14 protein-coding genes are annotated in these 16838 nt (G+C 62.2%); 11 read left to right on the top strand and 3 right to left on the bottom strand.

What is annotated here, in order from left to right; translation table 11 throughout:
• Window positions 1-5 precede the first annotated feature (5 nt).
• Entirely contained in the window at window positions 6-1085 is a 1080-nt protein-coding gene (locus ACYOEI_RS10685; protein WP_462849451.1) for an efflux RND transporter periplasmic adaptor subunit, read from the bottom strand.
• A gap of 758 nt (window positions 1086-1843) precedes the next feature.
• On the opposite strand from ACYOEI_RS10685, the gene ACYOEI_RS10680 reads away from it, so the two are divergent.
• From ACYOEI_RS10680 to ACYOEI_RS10670, 3 genes are all read left to right on the top strand, one after another.
• Complete coding sequence (locus tag ACYOEI_RS10680) at window positions 1844-2563, top strand: DNA topoisomerase family protein (protein ID WP_462849450.1); 720 nt, start codon at window positions 1844-1846, stop codon at window positions 2561-2563.
• A gap of 109 nt (window positions 2564-2672) precedes the next feature.
• Entirely contained in the window at window positions 2673-2927 is a 255-nt protein-coding gene (locus ACYOEI_RS10675; protein ID WP_462849449.1) for a type II toxin-antitoxin system Phd/YefM family antitoxin, read from the top strand.
• Window positions 2924-3376, top strand: a complete 453-nt coding sequence (locus tag ACYOEI_RS10670) for a type II toxin-antitoxin system VapC family toxin (protein ID WP_462849448.1) — start codon at window positions 2924-2926, stop codon at window positions 3374-3376. The genes ACYOEI_RS10675 and ACYOEI_RS10670 overlap by 4 nt, the downstream gene beginning before the upstream one ends.
• A gap of 110 nt (window positions 3377-3486) precedes the next feature.
• Here the strand turns inward: ACYOEI_RS10670 and ACYOEI_RS10665 are convergent, their stop codons facing one another.
• Window positions 3487-5664 carry a reverse transcriptase domain-containing protein gene (locus ACYOEI_RS10665; RefSeq protein WP_462849447.1) on the bottom strand — a complete coding sequence of 726 codons (2178 nt, stop codon included), beginning with the start codon at window positions 5662-5664 and terminating at the stop codon, window positions 3487-3489.
• 188 nt (window positions 5665-5852) lie between these two features.
• The gene (gene acpS, locus ACYOEI_RS10660) at window positions 5853-6326 is read right to left on the bottom strand and encodes a holo-ACP synthase (protein ID WP_462849446.1); all 474 of its coding nucleotides are present in this window, start codon (window positions 6324-6326) and stop codon (window positions 5853-5855) included.
• 189 nt (window positions 6327-6515) lie between these two features.
• Here acpS and ACYOEI_RS10655 point away from each other — a divergent pair, with 189 nt between their 5' ends.
• From ACYOEI_RS10655 to ACYOEI_RS10620, 8 genes are all read left to right on the top strand, one after another.
• Entirely contained in the window at window positions 6516-8756 is a 2241-nt protein-coding gene (locus tag ACYOEI_RS10655; RefSeq protein WP_462849445.1) for an ATP-dependent helicase, read from the top strand.
• A gap of 137 nt (window positions 8757-8893) precedes the next feature.
• Complete coding sequence (locus tag ACYOEI_RS10650; RefSeq protein ID WP_462849444.1) at window positions 8894-9613, top strand: pyridoxine 5'-phosphate synthase; 720 nt, start codon at window positions 8894-8896, stop codon at window positions 9611-9613.
• Window positions 9614-9735: 122 nt separating this feature from the next.
• Window positions 9736-10635 (top strand): 4-hydroxy-tetrahydrodipicolinate synthase, encoded by a 900-nt coding sequence (gene dapA / locus ACYOEI_RS10645; protein ID WP_462849443.1) that lies wholly within the window; start codon window positions 9736-9738, stop codon window positions 10633-10635.
• Window positions 10636-10985: 350 nt separating this feature from the next.
• Entirely contained in the window at window positions 10986-11387 is a 402-nt protein-coding gene (locus ACYOEI_RS10640) for an ArsR/SmtB family transcription factor (protein ID WP_462849441.1), read from the top strand.
• 1114 nt (window positions 11388-12501) lie between these two features.
• Complete coding sequence (locus tag ACYOEI_RS10635) at window positions 12502-13215, top strand: OmpH/Skp family outer membrane protein (protein ID WP_462849440.1); 714 nt, start codon at window positions 12502-12504, stop codon at window positions 13213-13215.
• Between the two features lie 236 nt (window positions 13216-13451).
• The gene (gene lpxC / locus ACYOEI_RS10630) at window positions 13452-14759 is read left to right on the top strand and encodes a UDP-3-O-acyl-N-acetylglucosamine deacetylase (protein WP_462849439.1); all 1308 of its coding nucleotides are present in this window, start codon (window positions 13452-13454) and stop codon (window positions 14757-14759) included.
• 93 nt (window positions 14760-14852) lie between these two features.
• The gene (gene lpxA, locus ACYOEI_RS10625) at window positions 14853-15659 is read left to right on the top strand and encodes an acyl-ACP--UDP-N-acetylglucosamine O-acyltransferase (protein ID WP_462849438.1); all 807 of its coding nucleotides are present in this window, start codon (window positions 14853-14855) and stop codon (window positions 15657-15659) included.
• The gene (locus ACYOEI_RS10620) at window positions 15656-16804 is read left to right on the top strand and encodes a Gfo/Idh/MocA family protein (RefSeq protein WP_462849437.1); all 1149 of its coding nucleotides are present in this window, start codon (window positions 15656-15658) and stop codon (window positions 16802-16804) included. The genes lpxA and ACYOEI_RS10620 overlap by 4 nt, the downstream gene beginning before the upstream one ends.
• Window positions 16805-16838 lie beyond the last annotated feature (34 nt).

The raw sequence follows: 16838 nt of genomic DNA, 5'->3' as shown, positions 1-16838 counted from the left end.
CAGCCCTACTTCGCGGGAAGCGACGCGGGCATCGCCAAGGCCGGCGAAAAACCGGCCTTCGCTCGCGGCATTTCGACGGTCTTCGGAATGACCGCCGCCTTCGGGCGGATGTTCTGTATCCCGCGAGTAATCACCCGCTCGTCCCCTTTCAGCCCTTTGTCGATGGCGATCAATCCGTCCGACCGCGGCCCGACCTCGACCGGCACCCGCTCCGCCTTGTTTTGGGCGTCCACCACATAGACGTATCGCCGCCCCTGGTCCGAGCCGAGCGCCGCCTCGGAGAGCATCAGCACCGTCCTCGGCTGCCCGAGTTGGAGGCGAACGCGGACGAAGAGGCCGGGGTGCAGGTCGCGCTGGGGATTCGCGAATGTCCCCCACGCCCGGAGCGTCCCCGTGTTCGGGTCCACCTTGTTGTCGGTGAACTTGAGCGAACCGGACCTCGAGAAGACTTCGACCGGCTCGTCGGACAGACCTAGCGACACCGGCAGGGCGAGTCTGGACTCGGGCGATTTGCCGGGGGCCAGTTGGGAGCGGACCCTCAGGACCGTTCGTTCGTCCACGTCGAAGTACGCATAGAGCGGGTCGAGCTGGACGAGCGAAGCCAGGATTGTCGTGTCGGCCGCGACCGTGTTCCCCGGATCGACCTGACGTCGGCTGATCCGGCCGGCGAAAGGGGCGCGGACCGTGGCCCAGTCCAGGTTCTGTTGCGCCATCTCCAGCGCCGCGGTGGCCGTTTCGACGGCGGCCAGGGACGAGTCCCTCGAGGAACTCACTTGCTGGACCTCGTCCACGCTCACGGCACCGTTTCTCGAAAGTCGATTGACCCGCGAGTAGTTCGCTTCGTTGTACTTCAGTTGCGCTTTCTGCTGGTCGAGCGTCCCTCGGGCCTGCTTCACCGCCAACTCAAACGGCCTGAGCTCGAGCTGGAACAGGGGGGAGCCGGCCACGACGTCCTCCCCGTCTCGGAAGAGCGCTTTCTCCAGATACCCGGAGACCCGCGAGCGAATGTCGGCCGACATGATCGGTTGCGTCCGGCCCGTGAAGACCTCGGCATCCGTGACCGTCCCGCGAACGGGAGTACTCACCTCCACTTCGACGGGGGCTCCAGGCCCACCGGGAGGACCACCAGCTCCCGGAGGACTTCCGCCGGGCGGCTTGGAACACCCGAAAAACAAGACGATGAGAGCAAGCGCGAGGGGGGGCCACGGGAGTTGCAAGGGGGGGACTTCCTGTTACGTGTGAGGACGCGACCAAGAAGGTGGCCGCAACCCGTCCCGCCTCGGCGCTGCCGGGGTGGGATCGGGAATACACGACTCTATGAGGAGAAGATGCCACTGCGGGGAAAGCGAAGCGCCGAAGTCTCGATATTTTTTCGCCAGCCGTTCCAGTTTACTTTTCCGGTTCGCGTCGGGGGAAGTGGCCCTCGCCCCGGATTGGCGGTCCCATCATCTCGGCCTACCGAATCCGCTGGGCGGGGGTGAGAAACGCCACGATCTGTTCGATCGTCTTCGCCCAAAGACCGTCGAAGGCCTTCTTGTTGTTGAGCCAGTTGCTGAGTTGGAGCGATGCGCGAGTGGCTTCGAGCGGTACTGATTGCCAGGCCGACTGCGGTCAACGGGACCATGCCGACCGCGACCGACACGATGGCCCGGTGCCGGCGGACCCACTTTCCCGCCTGGTCCATGAGCGTCGGCCGCCGGGCCAGGATTGGGCGCTCGTCCATAAACCGCTGGAGTTGTCCGCAAGCTCCCAGGCCGTGGCGTAACGATCGGTCGGGGTCTTGGGATCATCTTCAGGACGATGGTTTGCAGCTCGACGGGGATCGTTCGGTCGATGGCCCGTAGTGGGCGTGGATCGTGGTCCGTTCCTGTCGTGCTCGGGCTATCCGACCTGCAAGGAGTCGTTCAACATCGACGCCCAGGGGAACCAGGTCCCTTCGGTCGTCGAGACGGAGCACGTGTGCGAGAAGTGCGGCAAGCCGATGGCCCTGAGGCAAGGCTCGCGCGGGAACTTCCTCGGCTGTACGGGCTACCCGAAGTGCCGCAACACCATGCCGGTCGACGACCAGGGCAAACCGGTCACGCCGGTCAAGGTTGAGGTCAAGTGCGAGAAGTGCGGCGGCCCGATGGGCGTCAAGCGCGGCAAGCGCGGGGCGTTCCTCGGCTGCCTGAACTATCCGAAGTGTCGGAGCACCCAGCCGATCCCCGCCGAGCTCAAAGAACAGCTCGGCGAGGCCAACGCCTCGTCGGCCGCCGCCCGCGATGACCTCAAGGCGATCGAGGTCGAGGAGACCTGCGAGACCTGCGGCTCGACGATGACCGTCCGCGAAGGCCGTCGCGGCTACTCCCTCGGCTGCGCCAACTTCCCCAAGTGCAAGGGCACGCGCGAACCCGGCGAAAGAACGCTCGAGAAGGTCGCGGCCGTCACCGGTCGCTGCTTCGGCCTGGTTCCGGAGTTCTTCAAACCCGAGGGGCTTTGTCCCGACGGCAAAATCCTGTCAGGCACCGAGTCACCCCGTACTATATGCCTGCGACAGCCTCAAGTTCGACGAGCCGGCCCCTAAACGCCTGACATCTCGGTCCACGAGGTCCAAACTTACGAAAGGCTTGGCATTTTCGTCAACCGGCTTTAGACTAGGAGCAATAGACCAGATCACACATGGAGGAAGCCGTATGAAATCCGTTGGGAGCTATGAGGCCAAAACTCACCTGCCTCATCTTCTGAGCCGGGTCGAGAAAGGAGAGACGATCACCATCACCAAACGCGGCAAGCCCATTGCCGTGCTGTCCCCAGCCCAGGAACAGCCCAAGCGTGACGTGAAGGCGGTCATCGAGGAATTGCGTGCCTTTAGCAAGAAGCACGTCCAGGCCCGTGGCTCCCTTTCGGCTCTTGAGATCAAGGAAATGATCGAGGAGGGGCGGCCGTGAGCAAGAAGAAAGGACTCGCGAAACCTCCCACGGAAGGGATCGTGGTCGACAGTTCCGTCGCCATCGCGTGGTGTTTCTCCGACGAGCAAGATACCTATTCGCAGTCGGTCCTCGATGCACTCGCGTCCAAAACCGCCTTTGTGCCCGATCTCTGGCACCTCGAAGTAGCTAACACATTGCTGGTGGGCGAGCGTCGCAAACGCTCGACCCAGGCGGAAACGGTCGCCTGGATGCACTTTCTGACCGAGCTTCCGATCACCGTCGACGACGAAACCAAGCTTCATGCTTTCAAGGAGATTTCCGACCTGGGCAGGTCGCAGAGTCTATCTGCCTACGACGCCGCGTATCTAGAACTCGCGATGAGGCGAGGTCTTCTCCTGGCTACTTTGGACGAGAAGCTAAGGGCCGCAGCCGGTGCCGTAGGCGTATCCCTATACGGAGTGCAGTGAAGGGAGTCGGTGCCCGTTCCAAAATCCTCCCAAGGCAAGAGCCGGAGCAGTCGAGTGTCTGACGTGCGTCGAATCTAATCGCCCCTTCAATTCAAGCAAACCCTGAAAGCTTAGAGCACTTTTTGCCATTCTTCCAAAAGGTTTCTCCAAGCAGGACTCGCACGTCTCCACAATTTGTCAGCATGCTTAAACGAAATTGTTTTTGTGTTTTTCCCTGTCTCACTCTTTGCATGAGCCAGATCGCCAGATACTCGGCTTTTATGTACTTCCAGGAGCCATGCGATTGTTCCCGAAGAAAGAGGCACTGCGATTTTTTTAATGTCTTTCATGGTGATCAACCACGACCCATATTTGGGATTAGCGTTCCTACCCGACGCCGCAGAATAAACCGAGCTTAGAACAGGATGACGTCGAGAAAACGATTGCACCAACACCTCATTAAATGTATCTAAAATCAACACAAACGCTGTTGGCTCGGTTAGCCTAAGCTCTTGAATTCGCAGACACCTACCTTCCGCATCAGCCAGATCACTGCCAAGAGCCTTGGCCCACGTAATTTTCGGACGGATGCCCAGGTTTGCGAAAAAGCCCTCTAAAACGCTAATTCGCTTCGCTCCCCTTTTGCGTACACCCAATCCCACCAAGAGTCTCAGGACAGCAGGGTTTGCGTCAGAGGGAATTGCAAATCCCCCACCTGTAATTGACGAATGGTATATCCAATTAAATGCACAACATCTTGCGAACTCTTCATCCTCATCTTCATCCTGATCGGTAACGCCTTCCTGAAATAGCCCCACGCAATCGCTGACCTTGTAAGGCGTTTTGTCATCATATCCATATAATTCGTTAATTACGATATTTTTGATCAATGAATTTTTCTCGCCACTCAGCGTGCGAGCCGCATATTTTGGGCCCTCTCTCTTCCCTCGGAACTTCAAGACGGCTATCCTGAGGAGGATCGATTTTTCTATCGAACGCTTTTCCGCCGAGAGGATCACACTTCGATAGGCAGCCTTACGATCCAATGGTTCGCACACATCCATTGCTTCAATATAATTTGCAGCCACAGCGTCGTAAGTTGGGTCACGTTTTAGACTATCCAGCAACATATCAGCAGCCTCTTCGTTTTCAGCGAAATTCTTGAAGTATTCAGCAAAGACGAAAGAACAATCCGGACGCACGTTTAACATGGTTGCGATCTTTCTGAGAACGGAGATCCGTCCCTTCAGTCGATTTAAGGCATACTTGAATTTCGTTGTGTCTTTGATCTCGTAACCTGTTGTTGTTCGCACCAGGTTCTCACTCAACATCTTGAACAGAGTGGCTTGGGAACCTTTTTCCGAGGTCTCGACCTGAGCAACGACCTGGCTAGGGATCGTCTTCGTGATATCCTCGACGCGATCAACCTTACTCCAAGAGATTTTCTGTGCATGAGGGACAAGCCCCAAATCCTTCGACAGCAAATCGAGCTTGAGCAAGGCACGCCTAAGTGGCGTTTCTTCCTTCGCCATCAACTTAATGTCGTCGATATACCTCACATATTGAACTTTGTTATATTTTGCTGTATCAAATTTGAACAAAATGCACTCCGCAAGGTAGGCAGATGCTTCAGGACCTTGTGGCAAGCCGTGGCGAAGGTTCCGTCCGCTGGAATTCGTGGTCCAACAGGCAAGACACTTGCGGAGCAAGGCCAAAAATTCCTGACTCTTAACTCGCCCTTCGATCGACGCCGATAATAGGTTATGGTCGATTAGTTCATAGCAAGACACGAGATCGAAGTCAGCAACGTAGACGTTCCCACGGTGATAGGACGCCTCTACAGCTTCAGTGAATCGGCGATAGCCCGTCCTCCAGGATTTGAAGAACCACGGGCTCGAAGGACCTCCGTAAATCGCCCCGAAGGCATTCACATACGCGTGCTCGTCTTGAACGGTTTTCATCCGATCGGCAATTACGTTAGCTGTCGCCTGGTATACAAGAAGATCCTTGAATTTCAATAAGGTCAAAGGCCGTAAAACCCCGGTCTTCTTGGGTAGAAAAACGATTGTCGGAGGCGTTGGTTTATAGGTTCCTTGACGCACCTCGTCAATGAGGGCCTTAAGGTTTTCTTCAAGCCCTATATTGTAACTGGTAAATACATGACGGTAAAATGCTTTGTAATCAAGATGCGTACTTCGGACGATCCTGGTAAAGGCCAGCCTGAAGTTAGCTTTCGTCAGAAAAGCTCGCGGATACCCTGTGATCATCGCTTTACCCGCATCTGAATTGCCGACCTTCCTAAATCCCATTTCCTCTCGTTGTATTCTATCTTCCCTGGCTTGCCAAATCCTCCTTTTTAACTACCGAACCTACTTTCTAAGCTAGGCGAACTCGCCATGACTTCCAAAATTACGTCGCTTGACTCCGCACGGTTTCTATCCCACTAAACGGCGTTATGGGATAGAAGGCTTCGGAACGGTGCGCAAAGGTTCCAAGCTCAATCCGACGACTTCTCAGGCGCGGGGGTGGGGGCGGAGTCGCGGAGGCCGAGGGCCAGGGCGTAGGCGGTGGCGTAGGTCCGGCAATGGGAGATGGAGAGGAGGATGTCGCCGATGCCTCGGAGGCGGGCGGCTTCCTTGGCCCCGCCGCAGACGAGGACCTGGGGCTGTCTTCCTTCGGAGTTGCGGATTTCGAGGTCGGTCCAGGCGACCCCTCGGCTCCAACCCGTGCCGATCGCCTTGAGGATTGCCTCCTTGGCCGCCCAACGGCCGGCGAAGTGCTCGATGGCATGCTTGCGGGCCTGGCAGTAGCGGATCTCACGCTCGGTGTAGACTCGACGCAGGAAGAGCTCCCCGTGCTGCTGGATCATCTTGCCGATTCGAGGGCACTCGATAATATCGGTGCCAATCCCCAGGATTTCCATGCCGGCCCCGTTCGGAGAATGAGGAGCGTCCGCGCCGTTCAGCTTCATCTAGTCTAAATCGCTCCCGAGGTTGCGGCCAAGGCATCGTCCCGGGGGAACTTGCGTTCGAGAGGCGGCCTCGCCCGGGTTCCCTCGCGGCCCGAGCCTCGGCGCGCTATACTCTGGAGTCGGTCGTTCGGCCTCCGGGGGCTCCCCGAGACGGGCCTTTCCCGCCCCGATCCCAGGAATGGCTAGCCGATGGATTTGCTGACCGATCTGACCCAGGTGCAGCGCGACGCCGCCACCCACGTGGACGGACCGCTCCTCGTCCTGGCAGGCGCCGGGTCCGGGAAGACGCGCGTGATCACCCGGCGCGTCGCCTACATGCTCCAACAGGGGATCGCCGGGGAGAACATCCTGGCGCTGACCTTCACGAACAAGGCCGCCGGCGAGATGCGCGAGCGCATCGAGGCACTTGCCCCGAAGTCGGGCACGTGGGTCGGCACGTTCCACAGCCTCTGTGCTCGGCTCCTGCGAAGTTACGCCCCGCTTGTCGGCATCGACCGCGGTTATACGATCTATGATCAGTCCGACCGCGTCCGTGCCGTCAAGCAGGTCATGGAACGCTTCGACCTCGAAGGGGTGAGCCTCACCCCCGAGCGGATCGACGCCGCGATCAGCCGAGCCAAGAACGACCTGGTGACCCCCGAGATCCTCGCCAGGAGGGCCAGGGACCACGTCGACACGATCGTTTCCAAGGTTTACAGCGGCTATCAGGAGCGGCTCCGAGAGTCCTCGGCGGTGGATTTCGATGACCTGCTCGTCCACCTCGTGTCGATCCTCAAGGGGCATCCCGACGTCCGGGCCAAGCTCGACGCGCGGTTCCGCTACATCCTGGTCGACGAGTACCAGGACACGAACCTCGCCCAGTACGCGATCGTCCGAGCCCTTTCGACTGACCATCCCAACCTCTGCGTCACCGGGGATCCGGACCAGTCGATCTACGGCTGGCGCGGGGCGAACCTCAGCAACATCCTCGAGTTCGAGCAGGATTTCCCCGGCTGCCGCGTCGTCAAGCTCGAGCAGAACTATCGCAGCACGAAGAACATCCTGGCGGTTGCCGACCACCTCATCCGCTTCAACACCAGGCGAAAAGCCAAAGGGCTTACGACCGAGAATCCGCAAGGCGATCCGGTCTCGCTCACCATTTTCGGGAACGAGACCGACGAGGCTCGCAGCGTCGCCTCGAAGATCGACGAGCTCGTGCGCGAGGGCGCCTACGCTTATCGCGACATCGCCGTCTTCTGCCGGGTGACGGCCCTCACCCGCAACTTCGAGTTGGCGTTCCGCTCGGCCAGGGTCCCGTACCAGGTCGTCGGCGGCCTGTCGTTCTACGAACGCCAGGAAATCAAGGACGTCCTCGCCTACCTGAAACTGCTGGCGAACCCGAAGGATGACATCGCCTTCTTGAGGGTCGTGAACGTCCCCCCTCGAGGGGTGGGGAAGACGACGCTTGATCATCTGGCCGAGCGTGCTAGGGCCCTGGGTTTGCCCCTCTTGGCGATGGCCCGGCAGGGCTCGGCCGTCCCCGGCCTGAAAGACAAGGCGGCACGAAACCTCAGGGACTTCGGCCTCCTGATGGACGAACTGACCGCCTTGCGCGACCACTCGGCCGAAGAAGTGTCTCGCAAGATCCTCGTCCTGACGGGCTACCGCGACCACCTCGCCGAGGACTCCAAAGGGGGGGGTGAGGAAAGGCTCGCCAACATCGACGAGCTCATCTCGGCGGCCCGCGAATTCGACCGGGAGCATCCGGGGGCCTCGGTGATCGACTTCATGGAGGAGATCAGCCTCGCCTCCGCGGTCGACCGCTGGAAAGACGAGGAGGGCGCGGTCACGCTGATGACCTTGCATGCCGCCAAGGGGCTCGAGTTCCCGGTCGCGTTCATCGTCGGGTTAGAGCAGGGGATCCTGCCGCACTCGAGGGCCAACGACGACGTCAAGGAACTGGAAGAGGAGCGCCGGCTCCTCTTCGTGGGGATTACCCGGGCCGAGCGAGAGCTGTACTTGAGCCATTGCCGGATCCGCGAATTCCGCGGCCAGCGCCTGGCGACGATCCCGTCGTGCTTCCTCGGCGAGCTTCCCGAGGACCCGATGGACGTCCGCGACCTCTCGGAGGCGGGCACGACCATGGCGTTGGCGAGCTGGCGACGGCCTGAGCCTCGCAACGAGCCTCGCCCGTCCGCCCCGCGCGAGTTCCGGATCACGACGGCTGCGGAGCTAGCCGGCGCGCCGGCGTCGGGGTCGGCGGCCACGGGCGCGAACCTGAACGCGTTCCAGCCGGGGATCTCGGTCCTGCACCCCCAGTACGGAATCGGCCGGATCGTCGCGATCGAGGGGGCCGGTCCGAATCGCAAAGGGCGCGTCGCCTTCACCGTCGGCGGAGAGCGGACCTTCATCCTGGCGAAGTCGCCCTTGAGGCCGGTGAACGGCCGGTGAACCTTTTGGGGGCATCCCGCTCATTCTTTGATCGAGCCAGGGCGACCCGGAAGGCTGCCGAAATGGCTGATAAGACGAGCCGACGCGCCCTTGAAGGCTAGCCGGACACGCTATGATTTGAGAGGAAAGGCGCAAGCATGCCAAGGCTGGGAGTTAACATCGATCACGTCGCGACCATTCGCCAGGCGAGGGGAGGGAACGAACCCGACCCGGTCTGGGCGGCCGTCGCGGCCGAGCTCGGGGGCGCCGACGGGATTACCGTCCATCTCCGCGAGGACCGGCGTCACATTCAGGACCGTGACCTCAGGCTTTTGCGCGAGACGGTGAAGGTGCGCCTGAATCTCGAGGCCGCAGTCGAACCGGAGATCGTGGCGATTACGCTGAAGACGAGGCCGGACCAGGTGACCTTCGTGCCGGAGCGCCGGGAAGAAGTGACGACCGAGGGCGGGCTCGACGTCATCGGGCAGCGGGCCCGCGTCGCGGAAGCCGTCGCTCGTTGCCACGATGCCGGCCTGGAAGTCAGCCTCTTCATCGACCCGGATCGGGCGCAGGTCGAGGCCTCCGCGGTGCTCGGCGTCCGCGCCGTCGAACTGCACACCGGCCGGTATGCCGACGCGACGTCGGACGCGGATCGCCGACGGGAGCTCGCGGCGCTGGAGGAGGCGGGGCGAACTACGGTCGAACTCGGGCTCGCCCTGCACGCCGGCCACGGCCTCAACCTCCAGAACGTCGGCCCGGTGGCCCGGCTCGCCGGCATGGCCGAGCTCAATATCGGTCACAGCCTGGTCGCTCGCGCGGTCTTCGTCGGATTGGAACGAGCTGTTCGAGAAATGAAAGAATGTATCGAGCGATCATGAGCCAGTTGGATTGATCGAGGTTCTTTGGAGATATGGTCTTCCCTCTCACGCGCGCCGGACATAGAATTCCAAGTTATGACTTCCGTGAGGCGCCGTGATCATCAGGATTCCCGGAGTTCGGAATGCCCTCCACCAAGGGACGCATCTTTGCTGGCTGTACTGTGGCGCTGGTCACGCCGTTTCGGGATGGAGACGTCGATTACCAGGCGTTGAAAGACGCGGTGGATTGGCAGATCGCCCAGGGAACTCCCGTCATCAGCCCGGTGGGGACGACCGGCGAGTCGCCGACGTTGTCCCACGACGAGCACGAGAAGGTGATCGCGGCGGTCGTGGAACGCGCCGCCGGCCGTGCCAAGGTCCTCCCCGGCACCGGATCGAACGCGACCGCCGAGGCGGTGCGATTGACGAAGTTCGCCGCCAAGGCGGGCGCCGATGGCGCCTTGCTCGTCTCGCCTTACTACAATCGGCCGACGCAAGAAGGGCTGTATGCCCATTACGCCCGGATTGCCGAGAGCGTGGATCTTCCGCTCGTCCTCTACAACGTCCCCGGACGTACCGGACGGAACGTCGATCCCGAGACGGTCGAGCGGCTGGCGAAGTCGGGCCCGATCGTGGCGGTGAAGGAGGCGAGTGGGTCGCTCGACCAGGTGAGCGACCTGGTGGCCCGGACCAACCTGACCATCCTATCGGGCGACGACAGCCTCACGCTGCCGATGCTCGCCGTTGGCGCCGAGGGGGTCATCTCGGTCGTGGCGAACCTGGTCCCTCGCGACATGATCGAGCTGGTCAACGCCTTCGAGCGAGGCGACCTCGCCGAGGCACGTCGGCTCCATCTCAAGCTCTTCCCGCTTTGCCGCGACCTCCTCTCCATCGCGGCTAACCCGATCCCCCTCAAGTCGGCGATGTCCTTGCTGGGCCGCGGGAACGGCGAGTTCCGCCTGCCCCTCACCCCGCTCGATGAGCGTTCGACGGAAGTCTTGCGTCGCACGCTCACCCGTTATGGATTGTTGTCCGCAGGATGATGAAGATCCGACCGAGATTTTGATGGTATCAAGGTCGATCTTGTGGCATGTTATGTGCTGACGTATGATCGGAAGGACGACGATCTCGCGGTTTTCTCCCCTCTCGTCGAGTTGCGGCGAGAGGCCGAGACGGGTCGGCCAAGACGATGGACGCCTTGTTGTCCTATTCCCTCCCCACTGCTTCGCCGACCCAGGGGTCGTCCGCAAGGGTGACCTCTTGAAGACGCGAGGTCGCCTCCGCAGCAGCAAGTTAGGTTCGCATCCTTACCGAGACCGATGCCGAGCCGTGCCAAGGAGGGTGTTCACGCGATCTCGGATGTTTTTAGTTCTAGCAATAGGTGAAGAACAGCATGTCGAAAAAAACCGCCAAGCGTGCCGGTGAGTCGAGCGCGCCAGCCGCCGACGTCGTCCCCGAGGTCTCCGAGCAGGCCGTTCGCGAGCTCGCCCAGGTCTTCAAGCTCCTGAGCGACGAGACCCGCCTCCGCATCCTGTTCTACCTCGCCCAGAACAACGAGTTGCACGTCACCGACCTCTGCAACCGCCTCGGGCAGAGCCAGCCGGCCGTCAGCCACCACCTCGCCCTTCTGCGGGTGTCGGGCCTGATCGAGTCGCGTCGTGAAGGGAAGCACAACTTCTACAGCGTCCGGACCGACCACTTCGGAGAACTGCTCGTCAGCCTCTTCTCCGCGACCGGCGAGATGCCGCGAAAGGTCCGCTTCCATGACTTCGTGCTCAACTACTCGGGAGAATAATCGAGCACCCCTCGGACGTCATCTCGCCCTTACGACAGCCCTCGCGTTTGTGGAACTCGGTCGCTTCACCGACCCGAGTCCGTCGAAGGTCTGTTCCGCCAGTTGTCCTGTCTGACTTTCTCTCAGCCACCGATTTCTCTCGAACTGGCCGTCTGCGCCCCGGTCTGGTACACCGGAGCACAGGAGGCCAGTTCGACGTTTATCCCTGACTTAATTATTGGGGCCGCTCCGTGCGCCGGACCTTCCGCGAACCCAGATGTCGCCCCGGTTTGGGGCGAGTTGGTTCGACGTTCGTTGGGTCGGCAACTCGTAAGCAGTGCCCATTATTTATGCCTCTCTGCCTGGACTGAAGCAACTCGGGGCGACCTTGGATCCAAGGACACTCGCAGATCACTCCATCCTTATAAACTAGACGACGTACCGCGCCCGAATGAGCCGCGCCTCCGAAAAAAAATCCCGATTCGTCGCCGCGTCGATAAGTTTGCCGGGGCGAAATCTCGATAGGGAGCCGCTGTCGATTCTCTTAAAGTGGTGTTCTCTAAAGGATTGTGGTGAAGGGGGTCGTGGTGGTTGATAATCTGGCCTGAGATGCGTCGACTGCCGAGCTGAGGATCGTTCGCCGACCAGTTTCTCGCTTGTTCTCCTGAACGGGACCTTCTGCATAACTTCTTGGATCAAGCTGAATGGGGTGTTTGGTTGGATTGCGATAAATGGGCTGAGGCTTCTTGTGTCTCGTGCACTCGGCGAAACTCAGGTTCTCGAGCTCCAACGATCGTGAGTTCTCGAGCGGTTTTGTCTCAGAGCGAAACTATCGTCTCGAATTGAGAATGAGAGGATGAGGCAAGTCTTGAGTTCGGCTTGACCGTTATGTGGGTTCGGCGCAGAATGCCGCCCGACGCCGGACACCCTCTCGTCACGACATCGTTATTCCTGCTTTGTCCGGGGATGACGCTCGATTTCGGCCCTACCTCCCCAGGCGGGGGACGACTCCGAGGTGTTCCGTGCCTTGCTGTAGGATACGGCGAGGCGGTTGCGCGGACGCTCCCTGCGCGTTGGCGCGGCATTTCCGACGATCTCAGGGCCGTCTTGGCGGCCGGAAAATGGAGTAGTACCGATGGTCGTCTCCTCTCGCGCGATTGTCACGCTCGGGCTCGGTCTTGCAGGATTCGGGATGCTGGCCTCCCCTTCGTTCGGCCAGCAGGCCGACACGGCCGTTCGCCAGACGAATCGGATGGCCGCCGCACCCGCCACGCCCTCGGCGGTCCCCTCGGCGCCGGTCATCGGCACCATCGACATGAGCGCCGTCTTCAAGGGCTACGATAAGGTCAAGGTTCTCAGCGAAGAGTTCCGGGCTGCGGTCAAGGCCAAGGAAGCCGAGATGATGGGCCTGATGCAGCAGATGCAGAAAGAGTCGGAGATGCTCGCCAAGCTGACCCCGGGCAGCATCGACTTCAAGAAGGGTGAGAACAAGATCACGGAGCTGAAGGCGAAAGGAGAAGCGGATCGTGAGAACGCCCAGCGCGACTTCACGATCAAAGAAGCCGAGATGATGGCGACCGTCTACAAAGAGATCCAGAACATGGTCAACGCCGTCGCCCGGTCGAAGAAGATGACCTATGTTCTCCGGGTTTCCAACGAGCCGATCACGTCGTCGGATCCGCGCTCGGCCCTGATGGCCGTCGAGCGGTCGGTGGTCTTCTACGACCCCGCCAATGACATCACGACCCTGGTCGTCGGCCACCTCAACCGGGTCTATAAGGCCGCCGGTGGCGTCGCTCCCAAGCCCGGCTCGGCGGCGGCGGCCCCCACGAGCCCCAGAGGGAACTGAGGAACTCGGATCACGATCCCGGGTGACCTGAAGAGTGGTTGCCCGGGGCGCGGTTCTCGAGTGGGTCGAGTCCTTGGGCTTTGGCCGGGCGATGAAGCCCCGCTTGGCCTGATTCTTTGGATCGCGAAGCGATTCGAGCGAGGTTCCTCGGAGGTATCCGGGTGAGACGTCCCCCGGCCTCGTTGGGCACCGCGTCATCGAAATGAACCTCAGGGAAGAGGGAGGCCGTCACGGCAATGGTCACGGCAAGGCGCCGACAGCGCACGATCGCACGGGAGTCGGGGGTTCGCGGCGTTGGGTTCATTCAGGGCACCGACGTCTCCGTGCGGTTCCGGCCGGCGGACGCCGACACGGGAGTGGTCTTCGTCCGAGCTGACCTGCCCGGTCAGCCTTCGGTCCCCGCCCACATTCGCCACGTCATCCCTCGACAGCGGCGCACGACGCTCCAGCAGGGCGAGGCCACCGTCGAGATGGTCGAGCACGTCCTCGCCGCGCTCGCCGGCTTGAGGATCGACAACTGCGTGGTCGAGATCGACTCCGTCGAGACGCCCGGTTGCGACGGCTCGAGCCAGGCCTTCGTCGAGGCCCTCAACGGAGCGGGGGTCGTCGAGCAGGACCGCGAGAGGGAGATCTTCGTCATCGACCGGCCCGTCACCGTGCGTGAAGGGCAAGCGGTCCTCACCGCCCACCCGGGCGATGGGCTCGTCCTCTCCTATCACCTCGACTACGGGCGGCAGACGCCCATCGGGGCCCAGAGCCTGTTTGTCGACGTGAGCCCGGAGTCGTTTCGCTCCGAGCTCGCCTCGAGCCGGACCTTCCTGCTCGAGACCGAGGCCAAGGCCCTGCGTGCGGCCGGCATTGGGTCGCGGACGACGGAGTCGGACCTCCTGATCTTCGGGCCCGAGGGGGTGATCGGGAACGAGCTCCGCTATCCCGACGAGTGCGTCCGCCACAAGATCCTCGACATGGTCGGCGACCTCTCGCTGCTGGCCAGGGACCTGGTCGGGCATGTCGTCGCGCATCGATCGGGGCACCAACTCAACGCCGAGCTCGTCCGCAAGCTCATCGAGAGGGTCGCGTCGGAGAAGTCGGCCGCCCCCGGCCCGCTCGACATCGTCGCGATCATGAAGATCTTGCCCCATCGCTACCCGTTCCTGCTCATCGACCGCGTCCTCGAGCACGAGCCGTTCCAGCGGGTGGTGGCCCTCAAGAACGTCAGTTGCAACGAGCCGTTCTTCCAGGGGCACTGGCCGGGTCGGCCGATCATGCCGGGCGTCCTGATCCTCGAGGCGATCGCCCAGGCGTCGGGCGTGCTCATGGCCAACGTGGTCGACGCCCAGGACAAGTCAGCCCTCATCGTCGGCATCGATGACGTGAAAATCCGACGGGCGGTCGTCCCGGGCGACCAACTGCGTCTTGACGTGAACTGCCTGCGACTCAAGAATACCTCGGCCTACTTCCAAGGAGTCGCCACAGTCGGCGACCAGGTCGCGGCCGAGGCGAAGATCCGATTCATGATCGTCGACGCCGAGCACCACGCGTGATTCGCACATGGTTTTCCCGGACGTCGACCGACGCCCGGCGCGAGCGCCAAGGACGGTGCTCCTGACTCTCACGGATTCGAGGATTCCTAACCCATGGCCACGCTCATCGCCGACACGGCTTGCGTCGACCCTCGAGCGGAGCTCGCGGACGACGTCGAGATCGGACCATACTGCGTCGTCGGGCCCGACGTGAAGATCGGCCAGGGCACTCGCCTCGTCGGGCATGTCTGCCTGCTCGGCGTGACGACCCTCGGCGAGAACAACGTCATCAGCCCGTTCGCCGTCATCGGCGGCGACCCGCAGGACGTCTCGTATCAGAGGACGCCCACCCGGGTCGAGATCGGTGATCATAACATCATTCGCGAGAATGTGACGATCAACCGCGCGACCGAGAAGGAAGACGGCGTCACTCGGGTCGGCAGCCACAACTACCTGATGGCCGGGGCGCACGTCGCCCACGACTGCAAGCTCGGCGACCGGATCACGATCGCCAACGGCACGATGCTCGGCGGCCACGTCCACGTCGAGTCGCACGCCAGCCTCTCCGGCGGCGTGGCGGTCCACCACTACACGACGATCGGCGGCTATAGCTTCGTCGGCGGCCAGTCGCGGATCGTCCACGACGTACCGCGGTACATGCTCGTCGACGGCAACCCGTCGAAGATCCGCTGCATCAACGTCGTCGGCCTCAAGCGGAACGGGATCGGCCCCGTCGGTATCGACGCCCTGCACGAGGCCCACCGCTTGATCTATCGCGCGAAGATGAGCGCCCGCCAGGCGGCCGAGATCCTCAAGTCGCACGGCCACCTCGTCCCCGAGGTCCAGGGCCTGCTCGACTTCATCCAAGGACAGGCGGAAGGCAAGCACGGACGCGCCCGAGAGCGCTGGAGGAAATCATGAGCACACGCTTGAGGGCGGCTGTCGTCGGCGTCGGGCACCTGGGTCAGCACCATGCCCGAGTCCTGGCGTCGATCCCCGAGGTGGAGCTGGTGGCCGTCTCCGACGCGAGGCCCGAGCAGGCCCGGGCCGTGGCGGAGAAGAACGGCACGACGGCGGTCCTCGACTACCGAGAGCTGCTCGATCGCGTCGACCTCGTCTCCGTCGCCGTCCCGACGATGCTCCATCGCGAGGTCGCCGGCGCGTTCCTCGAGCGTGGGATCCCGACGCTGATCGAGAAGCCCCTGGCCACGTCGCTCGCCGAGGCGGAGGAACTCGTCGCCCTTGCCCACGCCAAGGGGACGCTCCTTCAGGTCGGCCACATCGAGCGGTTCAACCCCGCGCTCAACGCGATCGAGGGGTTGCCGCTCCAGCCGAAGTACATCGCCGGCGAACGGCTTTCGACCTACACGTTCCGATCGACGGACATCGGGGTCGTGCTCGACCTGATGATCCACGACATCGACCTCGTCCTCTCGTGGAACCCTGCGCCGGTCCGCTCGGTCTCCGCCGTCGGGGTGAGCGTCTTCGGCGGCCACGAAGACGTGGCGAACGCCCGAGTCGAGTTCGAGACCGGCTGCGTCGTGAACCTGACCGCCAGCCGGGCGAGCTACCAGCCCACTCGGAAGATGCGGCTCTGGGGGCCCGAAGGCTACGTGACGCTCGACTTCGCCTCGAAGCAAGGCACGATCATCCGCCCGTCCGACCAACTTCGTCGGGGAGACCTCGGGCTCGGTGAGGTCGACCTCTCGCAGCCGGCCGAGGTCAAAGCCCACCTGTTCGGCAAGATCCTTCGGGTGGACCAGGTCCAGGCCGAGGGGCGCGAACCCTTGGCCCTCGAGCTCGAGGATTTCGTCCGCGCGGTGCGCACCGGCAATCGGCCCAAGGTCACCGGCGACGACGCCCTCCGGGCGATGGCGCTGGCCGACGCGATTCTCGTCCAGATCCGGGCCCACCAGTGGGAAGGGCAAATCCCCGGACCGATGGGGCCTCACGATCTCCCCACGCCGCTCTCGGCGCAAAGCAGTGTCCTGAGGGGTCCAGTGTCCTGGAGGAATCGGGCCTCGAGACAGGGGGCTTCCAACGCTTCCCTGCCCCAGGGGTCGTGAGCCCAGGGACCGACCACACGAAGGGCTTGCGGTC

It is taken from the genome of Singulisphaera rosea (assembly GCF_054877945.1).
This window is presented reverse-complemented; position numbering and strand designations above follow the sequence as displayed.

Bases quoted from the DNA above. Each gene is read 5' to 3' on its own strand.
- ACYOEI_RS10665 (WP_462849447.1), bottom strand. From the start codon at position 5,664: ATGGGATTTAGGAAGGTCGGCAATTCAGATGCGGGTAAAGCGATGATC.
- ACYOEI_RS10635 (WP_462849440.1), top strand. From the start codon at position 12,502: ATGGTCGTCTCCTCTCGCGCGATTGTCACGCTCGGGCTCGGTCTTGCA.
- ACYOEI_RS10620 (WP_462849437.1), top strand. From the start codon at position 15,656: ATGAGCACACGCTTGAGGGCGGCTGTCGTCGGCGTCGGGCACCTGGGT.
- dapA (WP_462849443.1), top strand. From the start codon at position 9,736: ATGCCCTCCACCAAGGGACGCATCTTTGCTGGCTGTACTGTGGCGCTG.
- lpxA (WP_462849438.1), top strand. From the start codon at position 14,853: ATGGCCACGCTCATCGCCGACACGGCTTGCGTCGACCCTCGAGCGGAG.
- ACYOEI_RS10650 (WP_462849444.1), top strand. From the start codon at position 8,894: ATGCCAAGGCTGGGAGTTAACATCGATCACGTCGCGACCATTCGCCAG.
- acpS (WP_462849446.1), bottom strand. From the start codon at position 6,326: ATGAAGCTGAACGGCGCGGACGCTCCTCATTCTCCGAACGGGGCCGGC.
- ACYOEI_RS10640 (WP_462849441.1), top strand. From the start codon at position 10,986: ATGTCGAAAAAAACCGCCAAGCGTGCCGGTGAGTCGAGCGCGCCAGCC.
- ACYOEI_RS10675 (WP_462849449.1), top strand. From the start codon at position 2,673: ATGAAATCCGTTGGGAGCTATGAGGCCAAAACTCACCTGCCTCATCTT.
- ACYOEI_RS10655 (WP_462849445.1), top strand. From the start codon at position 6,516: ATGGATTTGCTGACCGATCTGACCCAGGTGCAGCGCGACGCCGCCACC.
- lpxC (WP_462849439.1), top strand. From the start codon at position 13,452: ATGGTCACGGCAAGGCGCCGACAGCGCACGATCGCACGGGAGTCGGGG.